Here is a 23421-nt window from a genome sequence, read left to right on the forward strand (position 1 = left end):
GTCACCTCTTAATCAGTTCCTTAATCGCCTAATATCTCTTTGAATCCGAAAAACGCTGCAGCATTGTTGTAGCAGATATCTTCAATTATTCCACCGATTGTTTCCATATCAGCAGGCAATTCACCGTTTTCAATCCAGCCGCCTATTAGATTGCATAAAATTCTACGAAAATATTCATGTCTTGTATATGATAAGAAAGAGCGACTGTCTGTAAGCATACCCACAAAATTACCCAGCACTCCCAGATTGGCAAGATCTGTCAGCTGCTTTAGCATGCCGCTTTTATGATCATTAAACCACCATGCTGATCCGAGCTGAATTCTTGAAGGGCATTTGCTGTCAGTCTGGAATCCTCCGGCAACAGAAGCAATAATTTCATTGTCGTACTGGTTTAAGGAGTAAAATATCATTTTTGGCAAATGGCCTCTGCTTTCCATACCATTGAGTAAAGCAGCCAGAGCTGCTGCACCACCGGAATCTGCTGCACTATCAAATCCAGTATCTGCTCCCAGTTTATTGAACATAGTATCTGAATTATTACGCAGACAGCCATAATGTATCTGCATAACCCAATCATATTGATAATATTTTTCTGCCAAAGCAAGAAGGATCGCAGTCTTAAATTTATCTGCTTTTGATTTACTTATAGATAATGAACTGTCAGTAGCAAGACCTTCAATCAGAATATGATCAAGTTCTTCTTCTGTTGCTTCGGCAAAAATCATTTCATCCAGTGCATGATCACTAGCACGGCAACCATAGGATTTGAAATATTCAAGGCGACTAAATAGTGCTTGTTTTAATTCTGAAAAAGACTGTATTTTAAGTGTGGTTACTTCTTCAAGTCTAGATATATATTCCTTGAATCCAGGCTTATCAATGTTCATTGATTTATCAGGTCTGAAAGCAGGCAACACTTTCACATTGCAGGTTTTATCTTCTGAAATCTGTTTGTGATAAACTAAATCGTCAAGTGGGTCATCTGTTGTGCAGATCAATTTAACAGCAGACTGGTTAATAATACCTCTTACACTCATATCCTGATCAGCCAATCGCTTATTGCAAGCATCGTATATTTCCTTTGCTGTTTTTTCATTTAATAGTTTTTCTATACCAAAATACTTTTTTAATTCCAGATATGTCCAATGGTACAAAGGATTCCCTATGCATCGCGGAAGAGTTTGTGCCCAGCATTCAAATGTTTTATATGGATCTGTATCTTTTGCACCTGTAATATCTTTTTCTTGAATACCATTACAGCGCATAGCACGCCATTTATAATGGTCACCTCCAAGCCATATTTCGGTTATGTTTTTATATTTCTTGTCTAAGGCAATATCCGCAGGATCTATGTGACAATGATAATCAATGATCGGCATTTTAGCTGCATAATTATGATAGAGTTCCTTGGCTGCAGCCGTCTCTAGCAGGAAATCTTCGCCCATAAATTTTTTCACTTTTCAAACCTCCATAATATTACAAAAAGCTTTTTATTACATGTCAATCCTGAATAATTAAATCTTACATTTTTACGAAAAGACGGCGCAGTTTAAAACTCTCGCCGTCTTTTCTGGAGAATGTTTATCGAAAAAACCAGGAGAGCAATCACTTGATAGCACGTACCATGGCTATTTCAGATTCTTCGAGCTGTCTTATTTCACTGTTATGCATACCTGTATTGCTATTTTCAGCAATTATAAGTTTTGTGTCCGGCCAGGTTACAGTGTTATGCCAAAGACCTTGTGGTATTTTATAAAGCTTATTAGCTTCCATTTCAATTTTTTCAATTTCCAAACCATTATTTGCTGTCTCTGTTGCCTGTAGAAGTATACAACGTCCCTCAATCAGTAAAAACAACTCATCGGTTTGATTATGCTTCTCTATGCAGTCCAATTCAGCAACATCATTTGCCGGTTTCCAGTTTTTGATGCCTAATGTCCACGATCCATTATCATACAACCAAGATAATCCTTCGCCTCTATATTCAGTAATTTCTATTTTACTCATCCTTTTTTCCTTTCCAGAAGAATATAGTTTTATCTTTTACATAAATAAACAATTACTATATTCTATTTCTGTGCAACAACTTTAAGGCACTGATCAGCAATATTTGCGGCAGTAAGACCGTATTCACAGAAAAGCTCAGCAGGTTTGCCCGATTTTCCAAACTTGTCCTGAATACCAACGCGTTCAAACTTAGCCGTCGAATTGCCGGCAAGAGTTTCTGCAACTGCCGATCCCAATCCGCCTATAATTGAATGCTCTTCTGCCGTTACAATTGCTCCACATTTTTCTGCCATTTCAAGTACACAGGTTTTATCGAGAGGCTTTATAGTGTGCATATTAACAACTGAGGCAGAGACACCTTTCTGTGCTAGAATATTTGCAGCTTCCAGAGCCTCGGATACCATCAGGCCAGTTGCAATAATAGCTACATCTTCACCATCTTTTAATACATTAGCCTTGCCTGGAATAAATGGGTCTTCCTGATTTGTAAAACTATCAACTACAGGTCTTGCTACGCGAATATATACAGGTCCTGGAATATCAAGAGAAGCTTTAACAGCTTTATTCATCTCTATAGAATCACAAGGTACAAGTATCGTCATTCCAGGAAGAACTCTCATCAAAGCTATATCTTCTATACTTTGATGACTTCCACCATCCTCACCTACACAAAGACCAGAATGAGAAAATCCAAATTTGACATTAAGATTGCAGTAGCTGATTGAATTTCTGATCATTTCATATGCACGGCCAGCACCGAACATGGCAAATGTACTTACAAAAGGTACAAGTCCACTATGAGCAAATCCAGAAGCGGCGCACATCATATTCGCTTCAGCTATTCCAAAATTATAAAATCTATCAGGATATTTGTCGGCAAAAATTGAAGTCATGGTTGCATGAGCCAGATCAGCATCAATAACAACAACTTTTTCATTAACAGCACCTATCTCAGCAAGTGCTTCCCCGTATGCTACACGCAGTGATTTTGATTCAGCCATTTATTGAAACCCCCAGTTCTTTCATCGCCAGTTCATATTCTTCTTTGCTCGGCGCTTTGCCGTGCCAACCTGATTGATTCTCCATAAAGGAAATACCTTTACCTTTTACCGTTTTGCAACAAATAAAACGCGGCTTATCTTTGACCTTTTTACGAATTGCAGCTGAAATAGCATTTACATCATGTCCGTCTACCTGCTGGCAATCAAATCCGAAGGCTTCATACTTGGCAATAACATCACCAAGACTCATTACTTCATCATTACTGCCATCTATCTGCAGACCATTGTAATCCAGAAGAACAACCAGATTATCAAGTTTGTAATGTGCCGCTGACATAGCAGCCTCCCACACTATGCCTTCCTGAAGTTCGCCGTCTCCAACAATTGCATAAACCTGATAGTCCTTTTTCAAATGTTTAGCAGCAAGAGCAAGTCCACCGGCAATCGAAACACCTTGACCTAACGATCCTGTATTCACATCAATACCTGGTGTTTTGCAGGCATCCGGATGGCCTTGAAGATGACAGTCAGCCTGTCTGAAATTTTCAAGATCGCAGGAAGGATAATATCCTTTATCTGCCAAAATAGCATAAAGAGCCGGACAACCATGTCCCTTACTTAGTACAATACGGTCACGATCTTCCCAGTATGGATCCTCAGGACGTATGTTTGCTACGTCATAGTACAAAGACTGTAAGATCTCAACTACTGACAATGATCCTCCGGGGTGGCCGGACTGCGCACCATAAATACTCGTGAGAATACTGGCTCTTAAAGCCTTGGCTTTTTCTTTCATTTCCATGTTTAATATCTCCTATATTTTATTACAATCTGATTTAATATCTGAATCAGAAATTTTTTCAATTTCTAGCAGAAAGATTATCCCTTAACAGCTCCGGCGGTGAGTCCTTCCACCAATCTTCTCTGAGCAAAAAAGAACATCGTACATACTGGAATAATTGTCACAATGCCACCGGCAGTCAGAAGACCCCATTCAATTTTAAACTGCCCTACCATTTTTTTAAGGGCAACAGGAATGGTTCTGTTATCCGCATTAGTAAACATTACGGCAAAAGTATACTCATTCCATGATGTCATAAAAATATAAACACCGGTCGCAATCAGACAAGGAATCATAAGCGGAAGAATAATTTTCATAAATGCTTGTGCCCGGTTTGCGCCGTCAACCATAGCAACTTCTTCCAAAGACATTGGCAAATCATGTAAATATCCATTTAGCAGCCACACAGAAAAAGGAATTGTAAAGGTTGTATATGACAAGACAAGCGAGGCAGGTGTAAAAAGTAGTCCAAACTGCCGCATTAGCGTATAAAGGGGTATCAAAAGCAAGACAGTTGGAAACATATTATTTGTCAAAAACATTATCATAAATATTCTTTTCCCTTTAAATTCGAATCTGGAAAAAGCATATGCAGCCAGCAGTGATACTACAAGACTCACGCCCGTGGCCATTGCAGCTACAAGCAAACTATTTTTGATCGGTTCTACAAAGTCAAATTTTAGAAACAGGTCGCGGTAATTTTGCCATGTAGGCATCTGCGGCCAATAAGTTAATACTCTACTGTAAAGCTCCTGTTCCGGCTTTATTGAAGTAATAAAAGTCCAGTAAAAAGGAAACAGAAGAAAAATCAGCAAAACAAACAGCGGAATCAGAAATAAAATAATATCACTAGGCAAAAATTTTCTATTCATTGCTTACTTCTCCTGTGCCTTAAACATGCCCTTAAGATAGGGTATTGCCACGGTAAGAAGAACAAATGTCAACATCAGTGACAAGGTTGATGCATAGCCCATATTTAAGGATTGTGCTTCTGTAAAAGTATAAATACTTAATGTCTGAGTAGCATAACCAGGTCCACCACCTGTCATGTTATAAATAACATCGACAGAATTTGCTACCCAGATTATTCTCAATAACGTTGTTACAAACAAAGTGTTTTTAAGTGATGGTATCGTAATCTTAAAAAGTCTCTGAAAGGCATTAGCTCCGTCCATGTCTGCTGCTTCATAAAGCTCACATGGAATACCCTGAAGACCTGCAAGAATCATAAGTGCGAAAAAAGGTATCCCCTGCCAGATAATGGTTACAATTACAGCAGGAAAAGCTGAGCTTGCCCGGGCAAGAAAAGGAATTGCTTCATTTACTATTCCGGTTTTTAGCAGCAAATCATTAATAACACCACTGTTACCGTCATACATCCATGTCCACATTAAAGCTATCAGGACACCAGGAGTAACCCAAGGTATTAGAGTGACTGACCGAATCAGACCTCTCAAGGGAAATTTCCTGTTAAGCAGCGTAGCCAAAATAAAGCCAAAAACAAACTGCAGACCCACACCGACTACTACCCATATAATAGTACGCCATAAACCCATCCAGAACCTTTCATTTGTTAGAACATTAATATAATTTTCTAAACCAACGAAACCTATTCTCTTAGGTTGAAGCAGATTATAGTTCTGAAAACTCATCATAATTGTGTTAATTATTGGATAAAAAACAACCATCATAACTATAATCAGTGCCGGGGCTATAAGAAGATACGGCCATAAATAAGGTCCTTTACGATTCATTATAAACACTCCATTTATATGATCCGGGCTGCTTTTTCAAGCAGCCCGAACATATTGATTTGCTTTCTATTAATCGATATTTATCCGTGCAATCCATCCTGCAGGGTATTCATGGCATCTTCAGCTGTTATTTCTCCAGCAAGAGCTCTTTGAACAGTTGCAGGCCACAGATCATTAATCCAAGATGTTGTTGTATCAAGTACAGGAAGTATGCCCGCCACTGGAGCACCTTCAATAGAAACTTTCATGAATTTATTATCCTGGAATGAAGGAAGATTTTGAACAGTTTTACTTACAGGAACATTTCCTGTTGCCTCACACCATGTTTGCTGTCCTTCTTCTACAGCCAGATATGCCAACCATCTAAAAGCTTCTTCAGGATGTTCACAGTCTGTAAAAATAACATTCTCTGTGTCTCCCATTGATGTCCACTGACCTTTGCTGCCAGGGAATGGGAAAGCATCAACATCATCACCAAAAGTTTCTACCATACCTGTAGATGATCCTATATGGTGAACTGTCATAGCAGTCAATCCAGACTTGAAGTTGTTAATTATTTCATTAAACCCATCGGCAGGTGCAGTCGGCGGTGTGAATCCATTTTGGTAAAGATCCACAAAATCCTGCATACCGGCAATTGCATCAGGTGTATTCATATTCATAAAGTCACCACCTGTTGCATGAATAAAGCTGCCCCATGGTTCTTGCCCACCGGTTGAACCACGCATACCAAAACCGTATTGATCAATTGATCCATCACCATTGGTATCAACTGTAAGAGCTTCACAAGCAGCCAGGAAATCTTCATATGTCTCTGGGACATCAATACCTGCAGCTTCAAACATTGATGGTCTGTAATAGACATATAAAACCTGCCAATTCCAAGGCATTACATATGTTTTGCCATCAGGAACAACTTTCATAACGTCATAAAGATTATCAAGAATATCATCTTTATCGTCCCAGTTTGCAATCATATCATCGAGCGCAACCAGTTTGTCATTTTCTGCAAAAGCAGGGGTCCAAGTGAGTTTCCAAGATGATGTATCAGGACCACCTCCACCCATTACCGTTGTTAACAGAGTATTACCATAGCCGCCACCATCCCAAGGCTGTTCCTCAGCTGTAACGATAATATCTGGATTTTTAGAGTTGAAATCTGCAACCATATCCTGAAATACAGCAGAATAGTCAGGGTTATCAGCCCAGTACCAATGTGTTATCTGTACTGGATCACCATCACCTGAAGGCTCGGTTGTATCAGGATCGTCTGAACCATTATCAGCAGCAGTTGTCTGAGCCGGTGCTGTAGTACTGTCTGAGCCACCGCAACCAGCGATCAAAGTAAAAATCATAGCTAATGCAAGAATAATTGTTAATAATTTTCTTAATTTCATAAAGTCAACCTCCTCTTGAATGAATCCTAAACCGAATCAGAAGATATAGTGGATCTCCCTGATTCTTTCACAACTTGTGATGATTTTTTTACTGATCAATTTTGATCTTCATGTCTTTCATAGATTCGATCAGATGCTCCTCAATCTCCTTTCTTGCTAATACTGCATCTCTTTCTTTTATTGCTCTATATATTCTTCTGTGATACTCAATAGCTTTTTCAAAACTACCGGGCACATCCATGGTTTGTGTATAACCAACATAAATAGATTCATTTACAATAGGCAAAATTCTTTGCAAAACATCGTTTTGTGTGCACTCTGCAATTGCAGTGTGAAAATCTATATCAATACGAGAATGATTGCCACTTTTCTGATCTTCTTTTGACATTGTTTCAAGAATTTTGGCTAATTTTTCTAAATTGGCCTGCGTTGCTCTCACCGCAGCCATAGCTGCAATTTTAGGTTCTATCATCAAACGTGTTTCCATCAGATTAGCCAACAGATGCCTTTTATTTGCATAATTTAAACCAAGAGGATCTGTAACCTGACCAGGTCTCATGGTTATAAATGTGCCAACACCTCTTTTTATCTGAATTACATTTTCAGCCTTTAGTATTTTTATAGTCTCTCTTACAGTAGATCTACTGACCCCAAATCTTTGTATTAGTTCAGTCTCCGTAGGGAAACGATCACCAGGATTAAGTTCCTTGCTGAATATCATATTACGCATAAGCTGGGCAAGGTGCTCTGGCAGATTCTTTTGAGCAATTTGTTCTGAAATTGGTTTATTACTAATGCTATTTGCCATAACTATTACTTCTTACCTCCTGGTTAATAAGCGAAACAAACAAAAACAACCTTTTATTTATCAGACGTCTGACGTCTCAGCCTAGACACATTTAACCACGACGTCTGACGTCTGTCAACATCTTTTATACAAAAAATTTCTATTTAACACATTTTATAATGTGTATTTTGTCATAAATTATCAAATGCTGAAAATTTGTAGATCTATACTACTGCACAAGCGCAGGCAAAATTGTAACAAGACCAGGAAAAGCTATCAGCAAAGCTATGCAGGCAATGACAGCAATGACAAAAGGCCAAACGCCTTTAAATATCGTTTCCACAGGCAGATCTTTCACAACCCCCTTGATGATAAAAACATTCATTCCTACAGGAGGAGTAATTACACCCAGAGCCACAACAAGAACTATAATCACACCAAACCATATGGGATCATAACCCAGAACATCAACCGCAACAGGATAGAAAATAGGAATTGTCAATAGAATAAGAGCCAACGCATCAATTACACAGCCAAGAGCAAAACTGACAAGTAAAATAATTGATAAAATCGCAAAAGGAGGTAAGGATAAGGAAGCAGCCCATGTCGCCAAAGTAAAAGGCAATCTGCTAACAGCTATAAATTTGCCAAAAATCATAGCTCCGCCAACAAGCAGCATAATCATTGACGTTGTTTTTACCGTTGCTAATAGAGATTTACTAAACCCGGACATAGATAATTGCCTGCGAAGGAAGGTTATTAGTAATAAGCTGGCAACACCAACTGCACCAGCCTCAGTCGGTGTAAACCAGCCAAGAAACAGTCCGCCCAGGGAAATCACAAAAACAAAAATCACTTCTAATAAACCGTTCTGCAAACCTGCAACACGTTCTCTCCAAGTAAATTTAGCACTAGCAGGGCCTAGTTCAGGTCTGCGTTTAACAATAATATAAATTGTGAGAATATATAGCAGCATCAGCAAAATACCTGGAATTATCCCTGCTACAAACAATTTTCCTATTGACTGCTCTGTCTGTATTCCATAGACAATAAATATTACACTAGGAGGGATTAATACACCTAGAGCACCTCCTGCTGCTACACTTGCGGAAGACAAGGAGTCATTATAATTATATTTTCTCATTTCCGGAAGAGCGATCGCTCCCATTGTTGCAGCCGTCGCGGTATTAGACCCGCAAATCGCACCAAAAACGGCACAAGCTATCTGCGTAGCCATTGCAAGACCACCTTTTTTATGACCTACCATTTTATAGGTAAAACTATATAAGCTTGCACCTACCCCGGAATGATAAGCAATAAAACCCATCCAGACAAACATAGGAATTACACTTAGGGAATAAGAGGAAAAAGCACCTTGCATATCAGTTGCTATCATTCCCAAAGCGGCAGGAAAGGATCTAATAATACCAAATCCTACAAAACCCACTCCCATCATTGCTATTGCAATAGGCACTTTTAGAAATATTAATATCAGAAAAACAATTATACCGGCAAGACCAATAATTTCAGGACTCATCAACAAGCTCCTTTTGTATCATCACCTTTTTATCACCCGCACTTTTATTTCCTGCTGCAACAAAGCCTTCAAAAGCTTTAATTGCCACACTTAAAGCAAAAATAACAAAACATAAAGCCATAAGATAAACAAAAATATAAAGCGGAGTCTTGGTAGTAACAGAAACCTCGCCTGCACTCATAATACGTCCTGCACGGCTAAAAAGAGCAAAAGCGAATAAAAACAAGACTGCGCATGTAGCTATTCTTCCAGCTAAGGTAATCCATTTCTGAATACCTGTTCCTAATTTATCTACAAAAAAACTTATTTCAATATGTCCATCTTGCAAAGAGCAAAAAGACAATCCGCAGCCGATTATAATTATTGTCAAAAATCCAGTCATATCATAAGTCCCCATGATAGGGGACTTGAATACAGTGCGTAATATGACATTGATTGTAATCATTAGCATTAAAATGACCAGGGCGGCACAAGAAACATAATTAAGTATTTTGGCAGCTCTCTCAGTAAAAGATTTTAAGAAATGCACACTCAATCCTCCTGAGCATATAGACTATTGTAATGATCGGCTAATTCCTCGATTAAACTTAACGGATCCATATCTATACCTTGATCAATTAATTTCTGTTTATAAGATTCCTGAATTGGTCGGACTTGTTCTATCCAAAGAGAAGTTTCATCATCGGAAAGCTTTATAACTTCAAGGCCATGTTCCTCAACAGCATATTTCATTGCCGATTCATTTTGCATATCCCATAAAGCGGCTCCTGTTTCCGCATGGAATTTTTCGGTTACTTCTGTTATTGCCTGCTGTATATCAGAAGGCAAAGCTTCCCAAGTATCTATGTTCATTGTGACAAAAAACAATGTATTATAGATAAAGGGAGTTAAAGTAAGATAATCGGTAACCTCCGCATGGTTCCAGCCTTCCAGAACTTCCACAGGCGAAAGATTCCCTTGAACAACCCCTTTTGAAAGAGCATCATATGTATCGGGTTGAGGCATCCCTACAGGTATACCTCCTAAAGCTGCAAGTGTATCGGCACTTATGCCGGTTGCTCTTATTTCCATCCCTTGCAGATCAGCTAGATTGCGAATAGGATTTTTGGAAAAAATATCTCCAGGGCCGGTCGCAATTACCATTAATAGCTTTGTATCTTGAATTTCAGGCGGATTTAGCTCCTGAATGCCCTCCCAGGCAACCATACTGGCAGTTTTTGAATTTGAATAAATTATGCCAGGCTGCTCAAAAGCTTCCAGAACAGGAAATCTTCCAGGAGTATATGCAAAGCAGGACATACCTATATCGGCAACTCCTTCAACAACACCATTATAAACAGCTGCGGCTGCCAACAATGTCTCTCCTGGATAACTTTCAATTACAACTTTTCCATCTGTTGCTTCGGACACAGCTTCAATCCACCCCTGAACAAAAACAGCTTCAGCCGGATGCGAAGCAGCAAAAAAATGAGCAAGACTCAATTCAATTTTTTCACTCTCAGATTTAACTCCACAGGCAGACAACTGAGCCGCCATAAGAACTACGGCAACAAGAACTGCCGTAATAGATAGTTTGGTTTTTTTCATAACAAAATCTCCTTCATGTGTTCCCAAAAAACACATAGAAGGGCAGCTGGTATTGTATTCAGTTGAAATTTAATAAAATATACAAAACTCCCCTGCCGTTCTACCGTTCTCCCCAATTGTGCCAAATAGCACTGATTACATTTCTTCCGTACTACAAATCTACAACAACAGTCAACAACGACTGCTAAATACAAGTATAGGAATTACTACTCAAAGTGTCAATGCACCAGAAAGTATTTCTATTTATTTCAGGTTGAAGCTTTTTGCACACCTGAAACAACAGAAGGTTTTATAGTTTGAGTTGATGCTGTTGATGAATTAACCGCAGCAGCAGAAACAGCCCTTTTCAAATCTCCATTTTGCACAGCAGGCTGGGCTTTTGGCATAACACCATCTTTTATAACGGTCACCTTCCCGTTTATCACAGCACCTTTTGCAATTTCCAGGGAACCTGTATAAATGTCACCCGTTATCTCAGAATTTGATTTCACGCAGGTATTGCCGTGAATACGCATATCCCCTTTGACAATTCCGTTGATTATTGCAGTCTGAGCTTCGAGATTACCCGTCAGGCTTGACCCCTCATTAATACTGGCATCATTTTTTAATCTAAGATCGCCTTTTACTTTAGCACCAGTAAGTTCTATAGCTTTTGCAGTTACATTGCCCTCAATTTCGCCTGTAAGATGAACAGTTTCCTCGCAAAGTATATTTCCTTTAACCTTGCCACTAATATTCAAGTGAGATTTCGTTACGATAGCACCGCTAATTTGAGTATCTGCAGTAATAACCGCAGCAGGTTTTACCGCTTCATCATTCGATTTTTCTGTCTTTACAACTGTTTCAGTTCTAGGTTTTTGCTCTGTGCTTACAGAACTTTCAGAATAATTATTCTGACTACCGACAGGATAGTCTACTTTGTTTTGATTACTAACATCTGCAGATACCGGCTTAGTTTCTTTGGCTTCTGTTTTAGTTTCACTTGACTGGTTTGAGCTTAATTCACTCAAAGCTTGTCTGAAATTTTGTTTAATAGACATAGTTAATCCTCCTGTTTGCTGATGGTCGGTACTTTTTTATATAAAATCCTGATCAAAATCTGATCGGGTTCGTGTCGGCCTTAAGGCTATCAAATACATATCCTTTTTCTATAAGCAATTCAATAATTTGCGGTAAAGCTTTGGCTGTTTCCTGACAATTTCTTGAATCATGAGCTAAAACAACAAGCTGATTTTGATCAGAAACTGTTCTCATAACATTCTGAACAATTTGATTGGCATTGGGATATGGCAGCAAAGCATCATCTGCCGTGCTATTCCAATCGAAATAATTAAAGCCTCTGCTTTTAATCTCTGATAAAATTTCTTCAGGAGCATGTTTATTATATTTGCTCTTACTGCCACCAACAAATCTGAATATCTGCGGATATTCACCTGTAACTTCATAGATATATTTATAATTATCATACAAATCAAGCAGATAGTTTTCTGAAGATTTATAAATGACATTTGTATCATGGGTTGTCGAATGCATCCCGATTGAGTGTCCCCGGTCTGCTATCTCCTGCAGAATTCCTTTTTCGCGTTCACTTTGTCTGCTGATCACAAAAAAAGTTCCTTTAATGTCATATTCATCCAAAGTATCAAGTATGCCCAAAGTAACCTCAGAAGGTCCGTCATCAAAAGTGAGATAAGCTGTTTTTTGCTCCGGGGGATCTGCAAATTCAATAACCGGCTGCCAGAAATCAGGAAGAAATTCTAATTGAGGAGCTGGATAATCATTGTGAGCAGGATCACTGTCCGGATTAAGTTCAGCCAGCAACCCCTCTATCGATGAATTATCAAGAGAACCGGCAAGTGTGTTGTGAAGATCTGCACTATACTCTTTCGAAGTGTTTTCATCAATCATTTTCTCCAATGTATATATTCTTTCTTGAAGATCAGAGATTTTACGACTGGCATTATTGTGATATACAAAAAGAACCGTCAAAGAAGATATCAAGAGCACAAAGCATAAAGGCAGAATAACAAACAAGCAAACTTTTATAAGCTTTTTGAAAAATGAAACACTGCCAAAACTCATAGTATCTCCTCAATAATTTTACTTAACCTAAGCAAAATCATCTTTTATATTATTAAAATACCAAATTTTTTTACAAAAGAAACACTGCTATGATAGCGATTATATCAAATAGATATAACTTTTTCTCGAAAATTTATATTTTTTCTTTTTTTTATACAATAGACCTTTACTCAAACTATTAAAAGGGCTGTTACATCAAACATCAAAGTCTGATGTAACAATCCCCTACTACAATTAATTTCTATATCTTTTTATCAAAATTCAGCAAAAAGATTTTTATAATTGCAAAGTTATTTCATTAGATGAGGCTTCAATAATAATACCTGAGGCCTTTAAACCTGTTGTTTTATCTGGCATTACAAGATTTTCGTCAACAGAAATAATTTTGCCGCCTTTAATTGAACTTATTTCTTTTATTCCGTTCACAATTATTCTTTTATCAACAATAGGCGAAGTTGCTTTTATAGTAATCAGATCATCCATTGTTTTGGTTGCTGTTAATTGATTCACGACCTCACCTTTCATATTTGTCAGCGTACAAACAGCAAGACCTTCCCCTAATGGCGGATAATATATTATTTGTACATTGTCTGCATAATCATAATCAGGACGATCTGTTTTGGTGCCTATCGGAAGCAAGGTGTTTTCCCGCACGTAAAGAGGCAAAGAAAAATAATCATATACAGATTCATACCAGCGCCCACCTTCTCTAGTCTTGCCTGTGTAAAGATCTGTCCAGTAACCAGAAGGAAGATAAAACCGCCCTATACCCTCATCATTAAAAATAGGTGCAACAAGCAGCGATTCACCAATCATATACTGCAAATCAAGATATCTTACAGCAGGATCGTTTGTGAATTCAAGAACCATAGGTCTCATAACAGGAACACCCGTGGCATGAGACTGGACTGAGTTGCTAAATATATAAGGCATCAACTGACATTTTAATCGGGTAAAAGTACGCACCACTTCATTAGATTCCTGGTCAAATAACCAAGGCACCCTATAACTTCCTGATCCATGCAGTCTGCTATGAGTAGAAAGAAGTCCGAAAGCTGCCCATCTCTTATAGAGATCAGGTGTAGCCGTATTCTCAAATCCAGAGATATCATGACTCCAGAAAGAAAAACCAGACATCGCGAAAGACAGACCACCACGCAGTGTTTCTGCCATCGATGCATAACTTGCCATACAATCGCCGCCCCAATGCACAGGAAATTGTTGTGAGCCAGCTGTGGCACTTCTGGCAAAAAGCACTGCTTCGCCTTTACCTTTTTCTTGTTCTAACAATGAGAAAACGCACTGATTATAAAGGAAAGTATAGTAATTATGCATGGCTACAGGATCACTGCCATCATAATAATCAACATTTACTGGTATTCTTTCACCAAAATCAGTTTTCAAACAATCAATTCCTAAATCAAGCAGTATTTTCAGCTGTTTCTGATACCATTTGCAGGCATTGGGATTCGTAAAATCAACGACTGCCATACCGGCTTGCCAGCAATCAGTCTGCCAAACACCTTTACCATCTGACCTTTTTAAGAAGTAACCATTTTCTACTCCTTCCCTGAACAAAGAAGTATTCTGTGCTACATAAGGATTAATCCAGGCACAAAGTTTAAGACCTTTTTGTTTATATCGCTCAAGCATAGCTTTAGTATCTGGAAAAACTCTTTCATCCCACTCAAAGTCACACCAGCGAAATTCACGCATCCAGAAGCAGTCAAAATGGAACACACTAAGGGGGATGTCTCTTTCCAGCATGCCATCAATAAACGAACTGGTTGTTTCTTCATCATAATTTGTTGTAAAAGATGTAGAAAGCCATAAGCCAAAAGACCAAGCAGGAGGCAATGCTGGTCGACCAGTCATAGATGTATATGATTCAAGAACATATTTCAAATCAGGACCATAGAAAAAAGTATACTCAAGCTCTTCCCCCGGAACAGAAAAACCGACATACCCAACCTTCTCACTAGCAACTTCAAATGATACATTACCGGTATAATTGACAAAAATTCCATAACCTTTATTACTCATATAAAAAGGAACTGATTTGTAACAAAAATCAGAAGCTGTTCCGCCATCTTCATTCCATGTCTGCACAGTCTGTCCATTTTTGGCAAAGGCTGTAAATCTTTCTCCAAAACCATATATGCTTTCATCTGGTGCAAGTGATAATTCCGTTACCATATAAGGGTCGTATCGGAACTCATTCAGATAATGCTCCTGTGGTAGCATAGTAGAAGGCTGTTTATCCCATCTTATATAGCCTAAATTTCTAAAACCACATGATGTTATTATTTTACCGTCTGATTCAAACTGATAACTAAATGATTTTTTATTAACTCTGACAGTTATATCATCGGCAAACATAAGAATTTCTAAATCATTATCCTCAACCTTGACAGTATTTTCTTTTTCACTGATTTTAAAACGAGGTGTTTTGCTTTCATACCCGGAAAAATGAAAAGCTTTCACAGCGATAGCATTATGCCCGACCAAACGAAATTCTATCGTTATAGTAGGCATATTCAAAGTATCACCTCGTGAATTTATTGCTCCGACCGGGGCAAGAATCCTCATTCCACCATCGATAATTTCAAGTTCATACGCTTCAGCTGCATAAAGCGCATTTGCACGCTCACTCCTTAGCCAGTAACCTTCAGTAAATTTCATTTCTGCCTCCTTTTTGGATCATTTGGTCTGTTAACTTAAAACTAAAAAAGAGACTTGAAACGCCTCTGGTACAATGGAATCGTCACAAAACCAATTTCTCCCAGAAAGGACGGAATCAAGTCTCATGAAAATTGTACCATCAAACGTCGTATGTCCGCGATGCCATTCGAAAAAATTTTACTATTTTGGCAAGGATCAGCAAGGTTTCCAGAAGTATCGTTGCCTTGTTTGTAAAAGGCAGTTTGCTCCAGACAATCCCGTAACCGGACATAGGTCTGGCAAAAGAAAATATCCAAGCTGTCCCAAGTGTGGTAAAGCTTCGTTTCTGCATCACGACTATACGTATTACTCAAACTACCGTTGTGGTGATAAATTCTGCTATCACTCATTCTTTGTCCCTAAACTGATCAACATCAAACCACCTTCTTCAGCATTGATGACACATTCTTTTTCCATGAAGCGGATGAGACATCCTCTTCATATCGTCATTGCGGCTCTCAATTACTACTTCATGGCCAATGTCACCATGCGCAAGGTCTCTCAGCTGCTTTCGTCCGTACACCAGGTTCATGTTTCCCATGTCACCATTTCCAAATGGATCAAGCGCTTTACACCCGTCTTCCAGCACCTACAAAGCAGCTTCTTGGAAAAGATCAATCTGTCCGATTCTGACGAATGGCACTTCGATGAAACCTATGTCAAGATCAATGGTAAAGACTACTATCTGTGGCTGGCCATCGACTCTGAAACGCGTTTTGTTCTCGACTTTAACCTTTCACCTTATCGCAACTCCGACAGTGCGTTTAGCCTGGTTAAGAGCTGCAAAGATAAGTTTGGTGCGCCTAGGTCAGCGATTGTTTCTGACCGGTATTTTGCTTATAAGCAGCCGGTTAAACTATTCTTCTCTAAGGCCAGTCATATCCAGGTTCAAGACTTCCACGATGTCATTTCCAACAATCTCATCGAAGCGTTCAACGGTCAGCTTAAAGCCTGGTATAAGCAGAAACGCGGTTTTGGTTCCTTTGACAGCGCCAATCGCTTGCTAGCAACATTTATCTACTTTTACAACTTCCTGCGGCCCCATTCGTCTCTGGACAACCTAACCCCAGCTCAAGTGGCTGGGCTTGATTCTTCAAAACGAAGTAGGGACAGCTGGTTTTTAGTAGCTTAAGTAATATTCAATTCTCAAGGTTCACTTTACCGGTTCTCACCGGTTTGTTTGCTGTGTCTGTTTTTCTTTCAACAGCATACTTGCTTTCGATTTTCCTTCGTGTTACCTTACTTTCATCCAAACAGGTGATGGTTTTTTAATTTTCCTTTACCAGTTTGCATTTCAAGTCTCTTTTTTCTCATTCTTAGTTAACAGAACCAGAAATAAATCCCTTTGACAATTCACATCTGTCAGCAAGTTCCTCTTGAGTAAGCTGATTGGACAAGCGTAGAAATTTTACTTTTTCTCCGATATTCATATCCATGCCTTTCTTTTCATTACCGAAACTATAATGAAATAGAGACAGTAAACAAGATGTTTACATATACTAAACAACATTTGCTATTATACAAATCTAAAGTGAACATTGTCAAATGTTTTCTAGCATAAAAGTAGTTATTATAATTTATAATAATCTAATTAGGTTTAAGATTGATTTTTAGTTAAAGGCACGTTATTCTTAATCGTGAATGTCAGTAATAAGATAGGAGATTAAATCTATGTCAGCTCACGAAGCAATGAGAGAAAAAATAAAGAAGGCAAAAAGAGTAGTTATAAAAGTTGGAACATCAACTTTGACATATGAAAACGGTAGAATAAATTTAAGTAATATGGATCATTTATGCCGTTCTATTGCTAACCTTATGAATATGGGTAAACAAGTAGTTCTTGTTTCTTCAGGAGCGATCGGTGTAGGTGTGGGGCGCCTTAGATTGCCTGAAAAGCCTGCTTCCATAAGAAAAAAGCAGGCTGTTGCAGCTGTAGGACAGTGTGAGCTTATGAATATGTACAGCAGAATTCTTACTGATTATAGTTATCCTGTAGGCCAGGTTTTGTTAACTAAAGATGATATTGATGATCAGGAAACAAGGAAGAATATCGTTAACACTTTCGAAGCTTTGCTGGATATGGAAATTCTACCTATTGTAAATGAAAATGATACAGTCTCAACACGTGAAATATATCACAATGGAACTTTTGGCGATAATGATACCTTGTCTGCCATTGTTGCTGTTCTGGTAGAGGCCGATCTATTGATAATGCTTACCGATACCGACGGGCTGTATGACTGCGATCCCAGAATTAATTCAAATGCCTGTTTTATGTCCTATGTGCCTGAAATAACTGATGAAATTGAATCTCTTGCAGGTGGAGAGGGGAGTAAGCGGGGAACCGGTGGCATGCGCAGCAAAATTCTGGCTGCACGTATTGCTACGGTTGCAGGTCTGGATGCGGTTATCGCCAATGGATCAATACCTCATATAATTGACAATATTATGGAAGGCAAAAACCACGGGACTATGTTTGCTGCAATGGAAAAATAATTATCCTTGCGGTGCCGGTTCCGGTTGGATTTGCACTATGCCTGTCTGAGCAGGGGGTTCATCTTCAGCCTGTCCGGCCTGATCAACACCGTTTTGATCTTCTGTATTTTCTTCTTCCTCTTCTTCACCAGGCAAATGTAGAGTACAAGGTTCAGAAGGATTAAGAATAACGCCCGGTATAAAATACTCTGTTTGCTTATCCGGACAGAACTCCGTTGCCAGCATTCCTGTCTCTTTACATATCTCAGCAGTTTGAATTGACTCAGGACGTTCAAAATCTCTATATTCAAGTCCCTCGTGAATAGCATTCATTGCTGCCTGCCAGATTAGAATGGCATTGCTTTGATCCGCAGGCAGTATTTCTGTTCTGCGCCCAAAGTCATTGTCAAAACCATACCAGACAGCTGCAGAGTAATATGGTGTATATCCACAAAACCATTTATCAATGTTATCATCAGTAGTACCTGTTTTACCGGCTGCAGGCATGTTATCAAGACCTCTTCCGGCTGCAGTTCCGTTTGTCAGAACTCCCTTCAAAATATCGGTCATGATAAAAGCTGTTTCAGGTCGATATACTTCCGTAAATACCGGCCTGTTCTCCAGCAGTACATTGCCATCAAAATCAAGAACCCTGGTGTATAAATATGGCTCGGTATAAAGACCGTTATTGGCAAAAGTAGAGTATGCTCCGGTCATTTCAAGTGATGTTACACCATTGGTAAAAGCACCCATTGCCATACTTACCAGAACCTCACTGGGATCAGTTCTATCGATTCCCACCATTTTCAGATAACTGACTGAGGTTTCACCACCGATAACATCCTGCCAGACATAGGCTGATGTTGTATTTCTGGACATTTCGATTGCTCTTCTAACTGTAATATTTCCCAAATAATTACGGTCAGCATTTTTGGGGTAAGGCGTGGTTGGGTTTTTGTCATCATAAAAGACTATCTGATCAGAAAGAATTGTGGCAGCAGTAAGCTTGCCTGTTTCCAAAGCAGGTCCATAAACATTAAGTGGTTTTATACTTGAACCAGGCTGTCTTCTGGCAGAAGTGGCACGATTTAAAACGAAGTTTGCTGTTTTTTCGCCATAACCACCTACCATACCTTTAACCTGACCAGGATTGTTTAGATTATCAATTATTACAATTGAGCCTGTCGCACCACTAGGTAAATGACTCAATGCAGCGGGGTTTTTAGCAAAATGTTCTTCTGTCTTGAAGACTTCTTCAATTTTATTTTGCACGTCCTGATCCAAAGTAGTTTCTATAGTAAGACCATGATTGTAGACTGCCAGTGAAGCCATCTGCTCGCTATAGCCTCTTTTCTCAACAAGATCGCTGATGACTGTCTGGATAAGGTAGTCAACAAAATAAGAGTTTACCTGATTTGGTGAAACTTTGGGAGGCGTTTTTCTGAATTCAAGTTCAGTATCAAGTGCTTCATTATATTCATTTTCAGAGATCATTCCGAGTTCATACATTTTTGAGAGAACTATTCTCATACGGCGCAAAGCGTTTCTTCTACCGTTTTCAGTCAAAGGATTATATGTTGAAGGACGGTTGGGAATACCTGCCAAAAAAGCACATTCTGCCAAAGTGAGTTCGGCTGCTTCCTTGTCAAAATAAGCCTTTGAAGCTGATTGAATTCCAACATAGCTATTGCCCATTGGCACAAGATTGATATATAGCTCCATAATTTCATCTTTTGACTTTTGCTGCTCAAGCTGGATTGCATTATACCATTCCTGTATTTTTCTCTGAGCAGAGATCTGATCCTCACCAGAAATCATTTTAACTGTCTGCTGTGTTATGGTTGAACCGCCATGTGTAGCAGAACCTCCATTTGAAAGAGCTGAAAAAATCGCACTGCCAATTCTTTTGGCATCAATACCAATATGGCTCTCAAAACGCTCATCCTCAATTGCTTTAAATGCTTCGTCTATATAAGTATGTTCTACAGATGAGAAAGAAACGAATTCCCTGTTGATATTTTGACTGCCGGTAAGCATGGCAACCTCATTCCCTGATTGATCAAGAATATGAGTTGTCTCATTGGTGTTTTTTATCTGATCAACATAGAGTGGTCTTGCAGTCATAAGATAACCAACAAGCATACCTCCTCCTAAACCGCCAAGCAAAAAACCGGCAACTCCAAGTATCAAAAGTATGAGCAACAAAGCTTTGCCAAATGACTGACCAATTACTTTGGAAAAACTCATCATGGCACCACTATGGGTTGGCTTGCCGTTAACGCGTCTCCGTAATTCTTTTTTTACAGCCTGGTTTGACCTGCGTCTGGGAGGTGGAGCATATCTATTATTTTGATTATTCACAGTTTTTCTCCTCTAATCACAAAAGAGGGGCCGCAACCCCTCCCTTTACTGCATTATCATTGTAGTTGGATTCAACGGCTCTCCGTAAAGTCTTATTTCAAAGTGCAGATGCGGACCGGTTGAAGCACCTGTGCTTCCTACAGCTGCAATATGTTGCCCCTTCTCTACGTACTGACCGGCACTTACAAGTAACTTGCTGCAATGCATGTATACCGTTGTAAAGCCATTCCCGTGATTTATAACGATATAATTGCCTTGGCTTCTACCATAGGTTGCCGTAGTTACTGTCCCGGCACCGGCGGCATAAATCGGTGTTCCTGTAGAAGCGGTCATATCAACCCCTGGGTGAAAATGCCTGTAACCGTATATTGGGTGAACTCTGGTTCCATATCCCCTCAGTGAACCGGAGGAAGGTCTCTTAGTCGGTAGAGAATTCAATCTCTGGCTAATAGCATTTTCATATTCAGTCAGATCAATTTCTTCAGCTTCAGGAGTCTGCTTAAAGGCATAAAGCTTATTTTGCAAATTAATCAGATTTTTGGCTTCCTCTACATATGAAGAAACTGAGCCGCTTGAACGTGAAATGAGCTGAGTATTAAAATTTGCCATCAATGCATTTAGAATTGTATCCTCAAGCTGAGTCATTTCATTCTCTTTATTTTCAAGAGCATCTCCCAGCTCATCTGCCTTGGCACGCTCCGCCTCGAGCTCACTTTGCAGATTTATTTTTTCTATGGTTTCACATAACTGTTCATCTCTAGTGAGTGATTCATTCAAAGCCTGAATTCCTGATATGTCATTAGATGCTGACCCAATATAATCTGAAGAAACTTCGACAACAGGGTTGCTTTGCTTGCTTTCTGCAACCAGATAACCAGTCAATGAAGCAGCAGCAATAGCTACGACTGCTATTCCTGCAACAATTATCCTTCTATATTTAATCAATCTTAACTTGTTCTTGCCAATAGTTCTGACAACTGTATTACCAGATGTCTGCCAACGCTTTTGCATAGCGTCTCCTTTCGGAAATAAAAATACACATAGAGCATTATAGTGTAAAATAGAATAAAAATCAATTCGCAGAGAGGACAACGGATGGAGAAGAAGCTTGGAGAAAAAAACATATTGATAGGACAGCACTATGAAATAGATATTTTTGATTTAAATCAGCATGGTCAGGGTGTTGGCAAAATTGATAGTCTGATTGTGTTTGTAGATAATGCAATTATTGGAGATAGGGTCGAGGTTGTTATTAAACTTATAAAAAAACATTATGCAATTGCAGAAACAAGCAAATTAATAAAAGAATCAGAGAGCAGAATACAATCTCCATGTCCTGTTTCTGAATTTTGCGGAGGCTGTTCAGTCTTGTCTATGGATTATAATAGCCAGATTATGTGGAAAAAGAAAAGAATATCTGACTGCTTAACTAAATCAGGTCTTGATATCGGTCTGATACCAGAGATAAGACCGGTTAAGGGCATGGCTCAACCTTTTTATTATCGAAGCAAGGTTCAAATGCCTGTTTCCGGATCTTGTGAAAATCCGCAGATTGGTTTTTTTGCCAAACGTAGTCATCAGATAGTGGATAGCAGTATCTGTAAAATACAACATCCCGTTGCAGATATAATAAGAGAAACCGTGAGGTCTTTTATCAAAAAATACAAAATAAGTCCATATAATGAGGAAACACATAGTGGATTGCTTCGCCATATTGTTGTGAGGGTCGGTTTTTACACAGGCCAGGTTATGGTTGTTCTTGTAATAAACGGTGACAAAATACCACATATAGAAAAATTAGCAGATGAGCTTGAAATTGCAGTTGGTTTATTTGACAGGGCTGGTAGCAATAGTCAATTATCTGATGATATTTCCTCAAAATACGAATTAACAAGTTTGTTTTTGAATATTAACAAGCAAAAAAACAATTTGATTTTAACCCCTGTAAACATTTTAATTAAAGGCAAAGAATATATAGAGGATATTGTTTTGGGTTTAAGATATAGAATTTCACCGATGGCTTTTTTTCAGGTGAATCCTCAGCAAACCAATATACTCTATGGACAGGTGCTTGAACTTGCCGAATTAAACGGAACACAGACTGTACTTGACCTCTACTGTGGCACCGGGTCCATATCGCTTCTGCTGGCAAAAAAATCTGCAAAAGTAATTGGAGTAGAGATTGTCAAGCAGGCAATAGAAGATGCAAAAATAAATGCAAAAGAAAATGATCTGAAAAATGTAGAGTTTATTGCTGCTGAAGCAGAGCACTGGCTGCCAGAATATATTTCTACCGGAGGATTCTGTGATCTGGCTGTCATAGATCCTCCGCGAAAAGGATGCGATAAAAAACTATTGTCAAGCCTGCTAGAAGCTGAAATAAAATCTTTAATATATGTTTCCTGTAATCCGGCTACCTTGGCAAGGGATCTGCAAATATTGTCAGAAAAATATAAAATAATCACTATTCAACCGGTAGACATGTTTCCTCATAGTGATCACGTTGAGACGGTAGTATTGATGTCAAGGGTTAAGGTAAATACGATGTTTTAGGGATCAGTTGATTAACAGCGATGTTATTCCTTTGCAGAAACACTGATATTGCACCGTCAAGTGATGTTATTGTAAAGGCACTTGGAGAAACGAACAACACCTATATAAAGTTTATCAACGAAATTGCAAGCTACGATATTCAAATAGATTGGCGTTACTACAACGACGGAAAGCCGTGGTTGGCAAAGAGCCTTTTCAAGCAGAGGGGCATTCGAGACGGTCATAACGAAACAACTATTTTTGTTATCAATTTGGGACGGTTTTTTTAAGGTGAATATTTAGGTAGTGTAAGGAATTTTGTGTATCCCTCAGTAGTAA

Annotated in this window: 20 protein-coding genes and 1 pseudogene; 4 read left to right on the forward strand and 17 right to left on the reverse strand. The window is 38.8% G+C overall.

Annotation, left to right across the window (positions count from 1 at the left end; genetic code table 11):
- Window positions 1-20: 20 nt before the first annotated feature.
- The 14 genes from uxaC to yicI form a co-directional block, all read right to left on the reverse strand.
- Window positions 21-1457: a glucuronate isomerase gene (uxaC, locus tag AC0KSB_RS05125; protein WP_472307142.1), complete on the reverse strand. Its 1437-nt coding sequence runs from the start codon at window positions 1455-1457 to the stop codon at window positions 21-23.
- A 148-nt stretch (window positions 1458-1605) separates the two neighbouring features.
- Window positions 1606-2007: a cupin domain-containing protein gene (locus AC0KSB_RS05130; protein WP_472307143.1), complete on the reverse strand. Its 402-nt coding sequence runs from the start codon at window positions 2005-2007 to the stop codon at window positions 1606-1608.
- Window positions 2008-2069: 62 nt separating this feature from the next.
- Window positions 2070-3008 (reverse strand): transketolase family protein, encoded by a 939-nt coding sequence (locus AC0KSB_RS05135; protein WP_472307144.1) that lies wholly within the window; start codon window positions 3006-3008, stop codon window positions 2070-2072.
- Complete coding sequence (locus AC0KSB_RS05140) at window positions 3001-3810, reverse strand: transketolase (protein ID WP_472307145.1); 810 nt, start codon at window positions 3808-3810, stop codon at window positions 3001-3003. The genes AC0KSB_RS05135 and AC0KSB_RS05140 overlap by 8 nt, the downstream gene beginning before the upstream one ends.
- A 77-nt stretch (window positions 3811-3887) precedes the next feature.
- On the reverse strand, window positions 3888-4721 hold the full coding sequence (locus tag AC0KSB_RS05145) for a carbohydrate ABC transporter permease (RefSeq protein ID WP_472307146.1): 834 nt from the start codon (window positions 4719-4721) through the stop codon (window positions 3888-3890).
- A 3-nt stretch (window positions 4722-4724) separates the two neighbouring features.
- Window positions 4725-5603 carry a carbohydrate ABC transporter permease gene (locus AC0KSB_RS05150; RefSeq protein ID WP_472307147.1) on the reverse strand — a complete coding sequence of 293 codons (879 nt, stop codon included), beginning with the start codon at window positions 5601-5603 and terminating at the stop codon, window positions 4725-4727.
- An 80-nt stretch (window positions 5604-5683) separates the two neighbouring features.
- A complete protein-coding gene (locus AC0KSB_RS05155; RefSeq protein WP_472307148.1) occupies window positions 5684-7000 on the reverse strand; it encodes an ABC transporter substrate-binding protein in 1317 nt (438 codons plus the stop codon).
- A gap of 88 nt (window positions 7001-7088) precedes the next feature.
- Entirely contained in the window at window positions 7089-7808 is a 720-nt protein-coding gene (locus AC0KSB_RS05160; protein ID WP_472307149.1) for a FadR/GntR family transcriptional regulator, read from the reverse strand.
- Between the two features lie 208 nt (window positions 7809-8016).
- The gene (locus AC0KSB_RS05165; RefSeq protein WP_472307150.1) at window positions 8017-9324 is read right to left on the reverse strand and encodes a TRAP transporter large permease; all 1308 of its coding nucleotides are present in this window, start codon (window positions 9322-9324) and stop codon (window positions 8017-8019) included.
- Complete coding sequence (locus AC0KSB_RS05170) at window positions 9314-9853, reverse strand: TRAP transporter small permease (protein ID WP_472307151.1); 540 nt, start codon at window positions 9851-9853, stop codon at window positions 9314-9316. Before AC0KSB_RS05170 ends, AC0KSB_RS05165 begins: the two co-directional genes overlap by 11 nt.
- A gap of 2 nt (window positions 9854-9855) precedes the next feature.
- Window positions 9856-10911 (reverse strand): TRAP transporter substrate-binding protein, encoded by a 1056-nt coding sequence (locus tag AC0KSB_RS05175; RefSeq protein ID WP_472307152.1) that lies wholly within the window; start codon window positions 10909-10911, stop codon window positions 9856-9858.
- Window positions 10912-11159: 248 nt separating this feature from the next.
- The gene (locus AC0KSB_RS05180; protein ID WP_472307153.1) at window positions 11160-11951 is read right to left on the reverse strand and encodes a bactofilin family protein; all 792 of its coding nucleotides are present in this window, start codon (window positions 11949-11951) and stop codon (window positions 11160-11162) included.
- Window positions 11952-12003: 52 nt separating this feature from the next.
- Complete coding sequence (locus tag AC0KSB_RS05185; RefSeq protein WP_472307154.1) at window positions 12004-12993, reverse strand: polysaccharide deacetylase family protein; 990 nt, start codon at window positions 12991-12993, stop codon at window positions 12004-12006.
- A 276-nt stretch (window positions 12994-13269) separates the two neighbouring features.
- Window positions 13270-15675 (reverse strand): alpha-xylosidase, encoded by a 2406-nt coding sequence (gene yicI, locus AC0KSB_RS05190; protein WP_472307155.1) that lies wholly within the window; start codon window positions 15673-15675, stop codon window positions 13270-13272.
- Window positions 15676-15799: 124 nt separating this feature from the next.
- Between yicI and AC0KSB_RS05195 the strand changes: the two genes are divergently transcribed.
- Complete coding sequence (locus AC0KSB_RS05195; protein ID WP_472307156.1) at window positions 15800-16846, forward strand: IS6 family transposase; 1047 nt, start codon at window positions 15800-15802, stop codon at window positions 16844-16846.
- A gap of 199 nt (window positions 16847-17045) precedes the next feature.
- On the opposite strand, the pseudogene AC0KSB_RS05200 reads toward AC0KSB_RS05195, so the two are convergent.
- A pseudogene (locus tag AC0KSB_RS05200) lies at window positions 17046-17144 on the reverse strand (helix-turn-helix domain-containing protein); the annotation flags it as partial.
- Between the two features lie 259 nt (window positions 17145-17403).
- Here AC0KSB_RS05200 and proB point away from each other — a divergent pair.
- A complete protein-coding gene (gene proB, locus AC0KSB_RS05205; RefSeq protein ID WP_472307179.1) occupies window positions 17404-18210 on the forward strand; it encodes a glutamate 5-kinase in 807 nt (268 codons plus the stop codon).
- Here the strand turns inward: proB and AC0KSB_RS05210 are convergent, their stop codons facing one another.
- Complete coding sequence (locus AC0KSB_RS05210; protein ID WP_472307157.1) at window positions 18211-20550, reverse strand: transglycosylase domain-containing protein; 2340 nt, start codon at window positions 20548-20550, stop codon at window positions 18211-18213.
- Between the two features lie 45 nt (window positions 20551-20595).
- Window positions 20596-21561 carry a M23 family metallopeptidase gene (locus AC0KSB_RS05215; RefSeq protein ID WP_472307158.1) on the reverse strand — a complete coding sequence of 322 codons (966 nt, stop codon included), beginning with the start codon at window positions 21559-21561 and terminating at the stop codon, window positions 20596-20598.
- An 84-nt stretch (window positions 21562-21645) separates the two neighbouring features.
- Between AC0KSB_RS05215 and rlmD the strand changes: the two genes are divergently transcribed.
- Window positions 21646-23103 (forward strand): 23S rRNA (uracil(1939)-C(5))-methyltransferase RlmD, encoded by a 1458-nt coding sequence (gene rlmD, locus AC0KSB_RS05220; protein WP_472307159.1) that lies wholly within the window; start codon window positions 21646-21648, stop codon window positions 23101-23103.
- 20 nt (window positions 23104-23123) lie between these two features.
- Window positions 23124-23372: a DUF3788 family protein gene (locus AC0KSB_RS05225; RefSeq protein WP_472307160.1), complete on the forward strand. Its 249-nt coding sequence runs from the start codon at window positions 23124-23126 to the stop codon at window positions 23370-23372.
- Window positions 23373-23421 lie beyond the last annotated feature (49 nt).

This window comes from Ercella succinigenes (assembly GCF_900002895.1).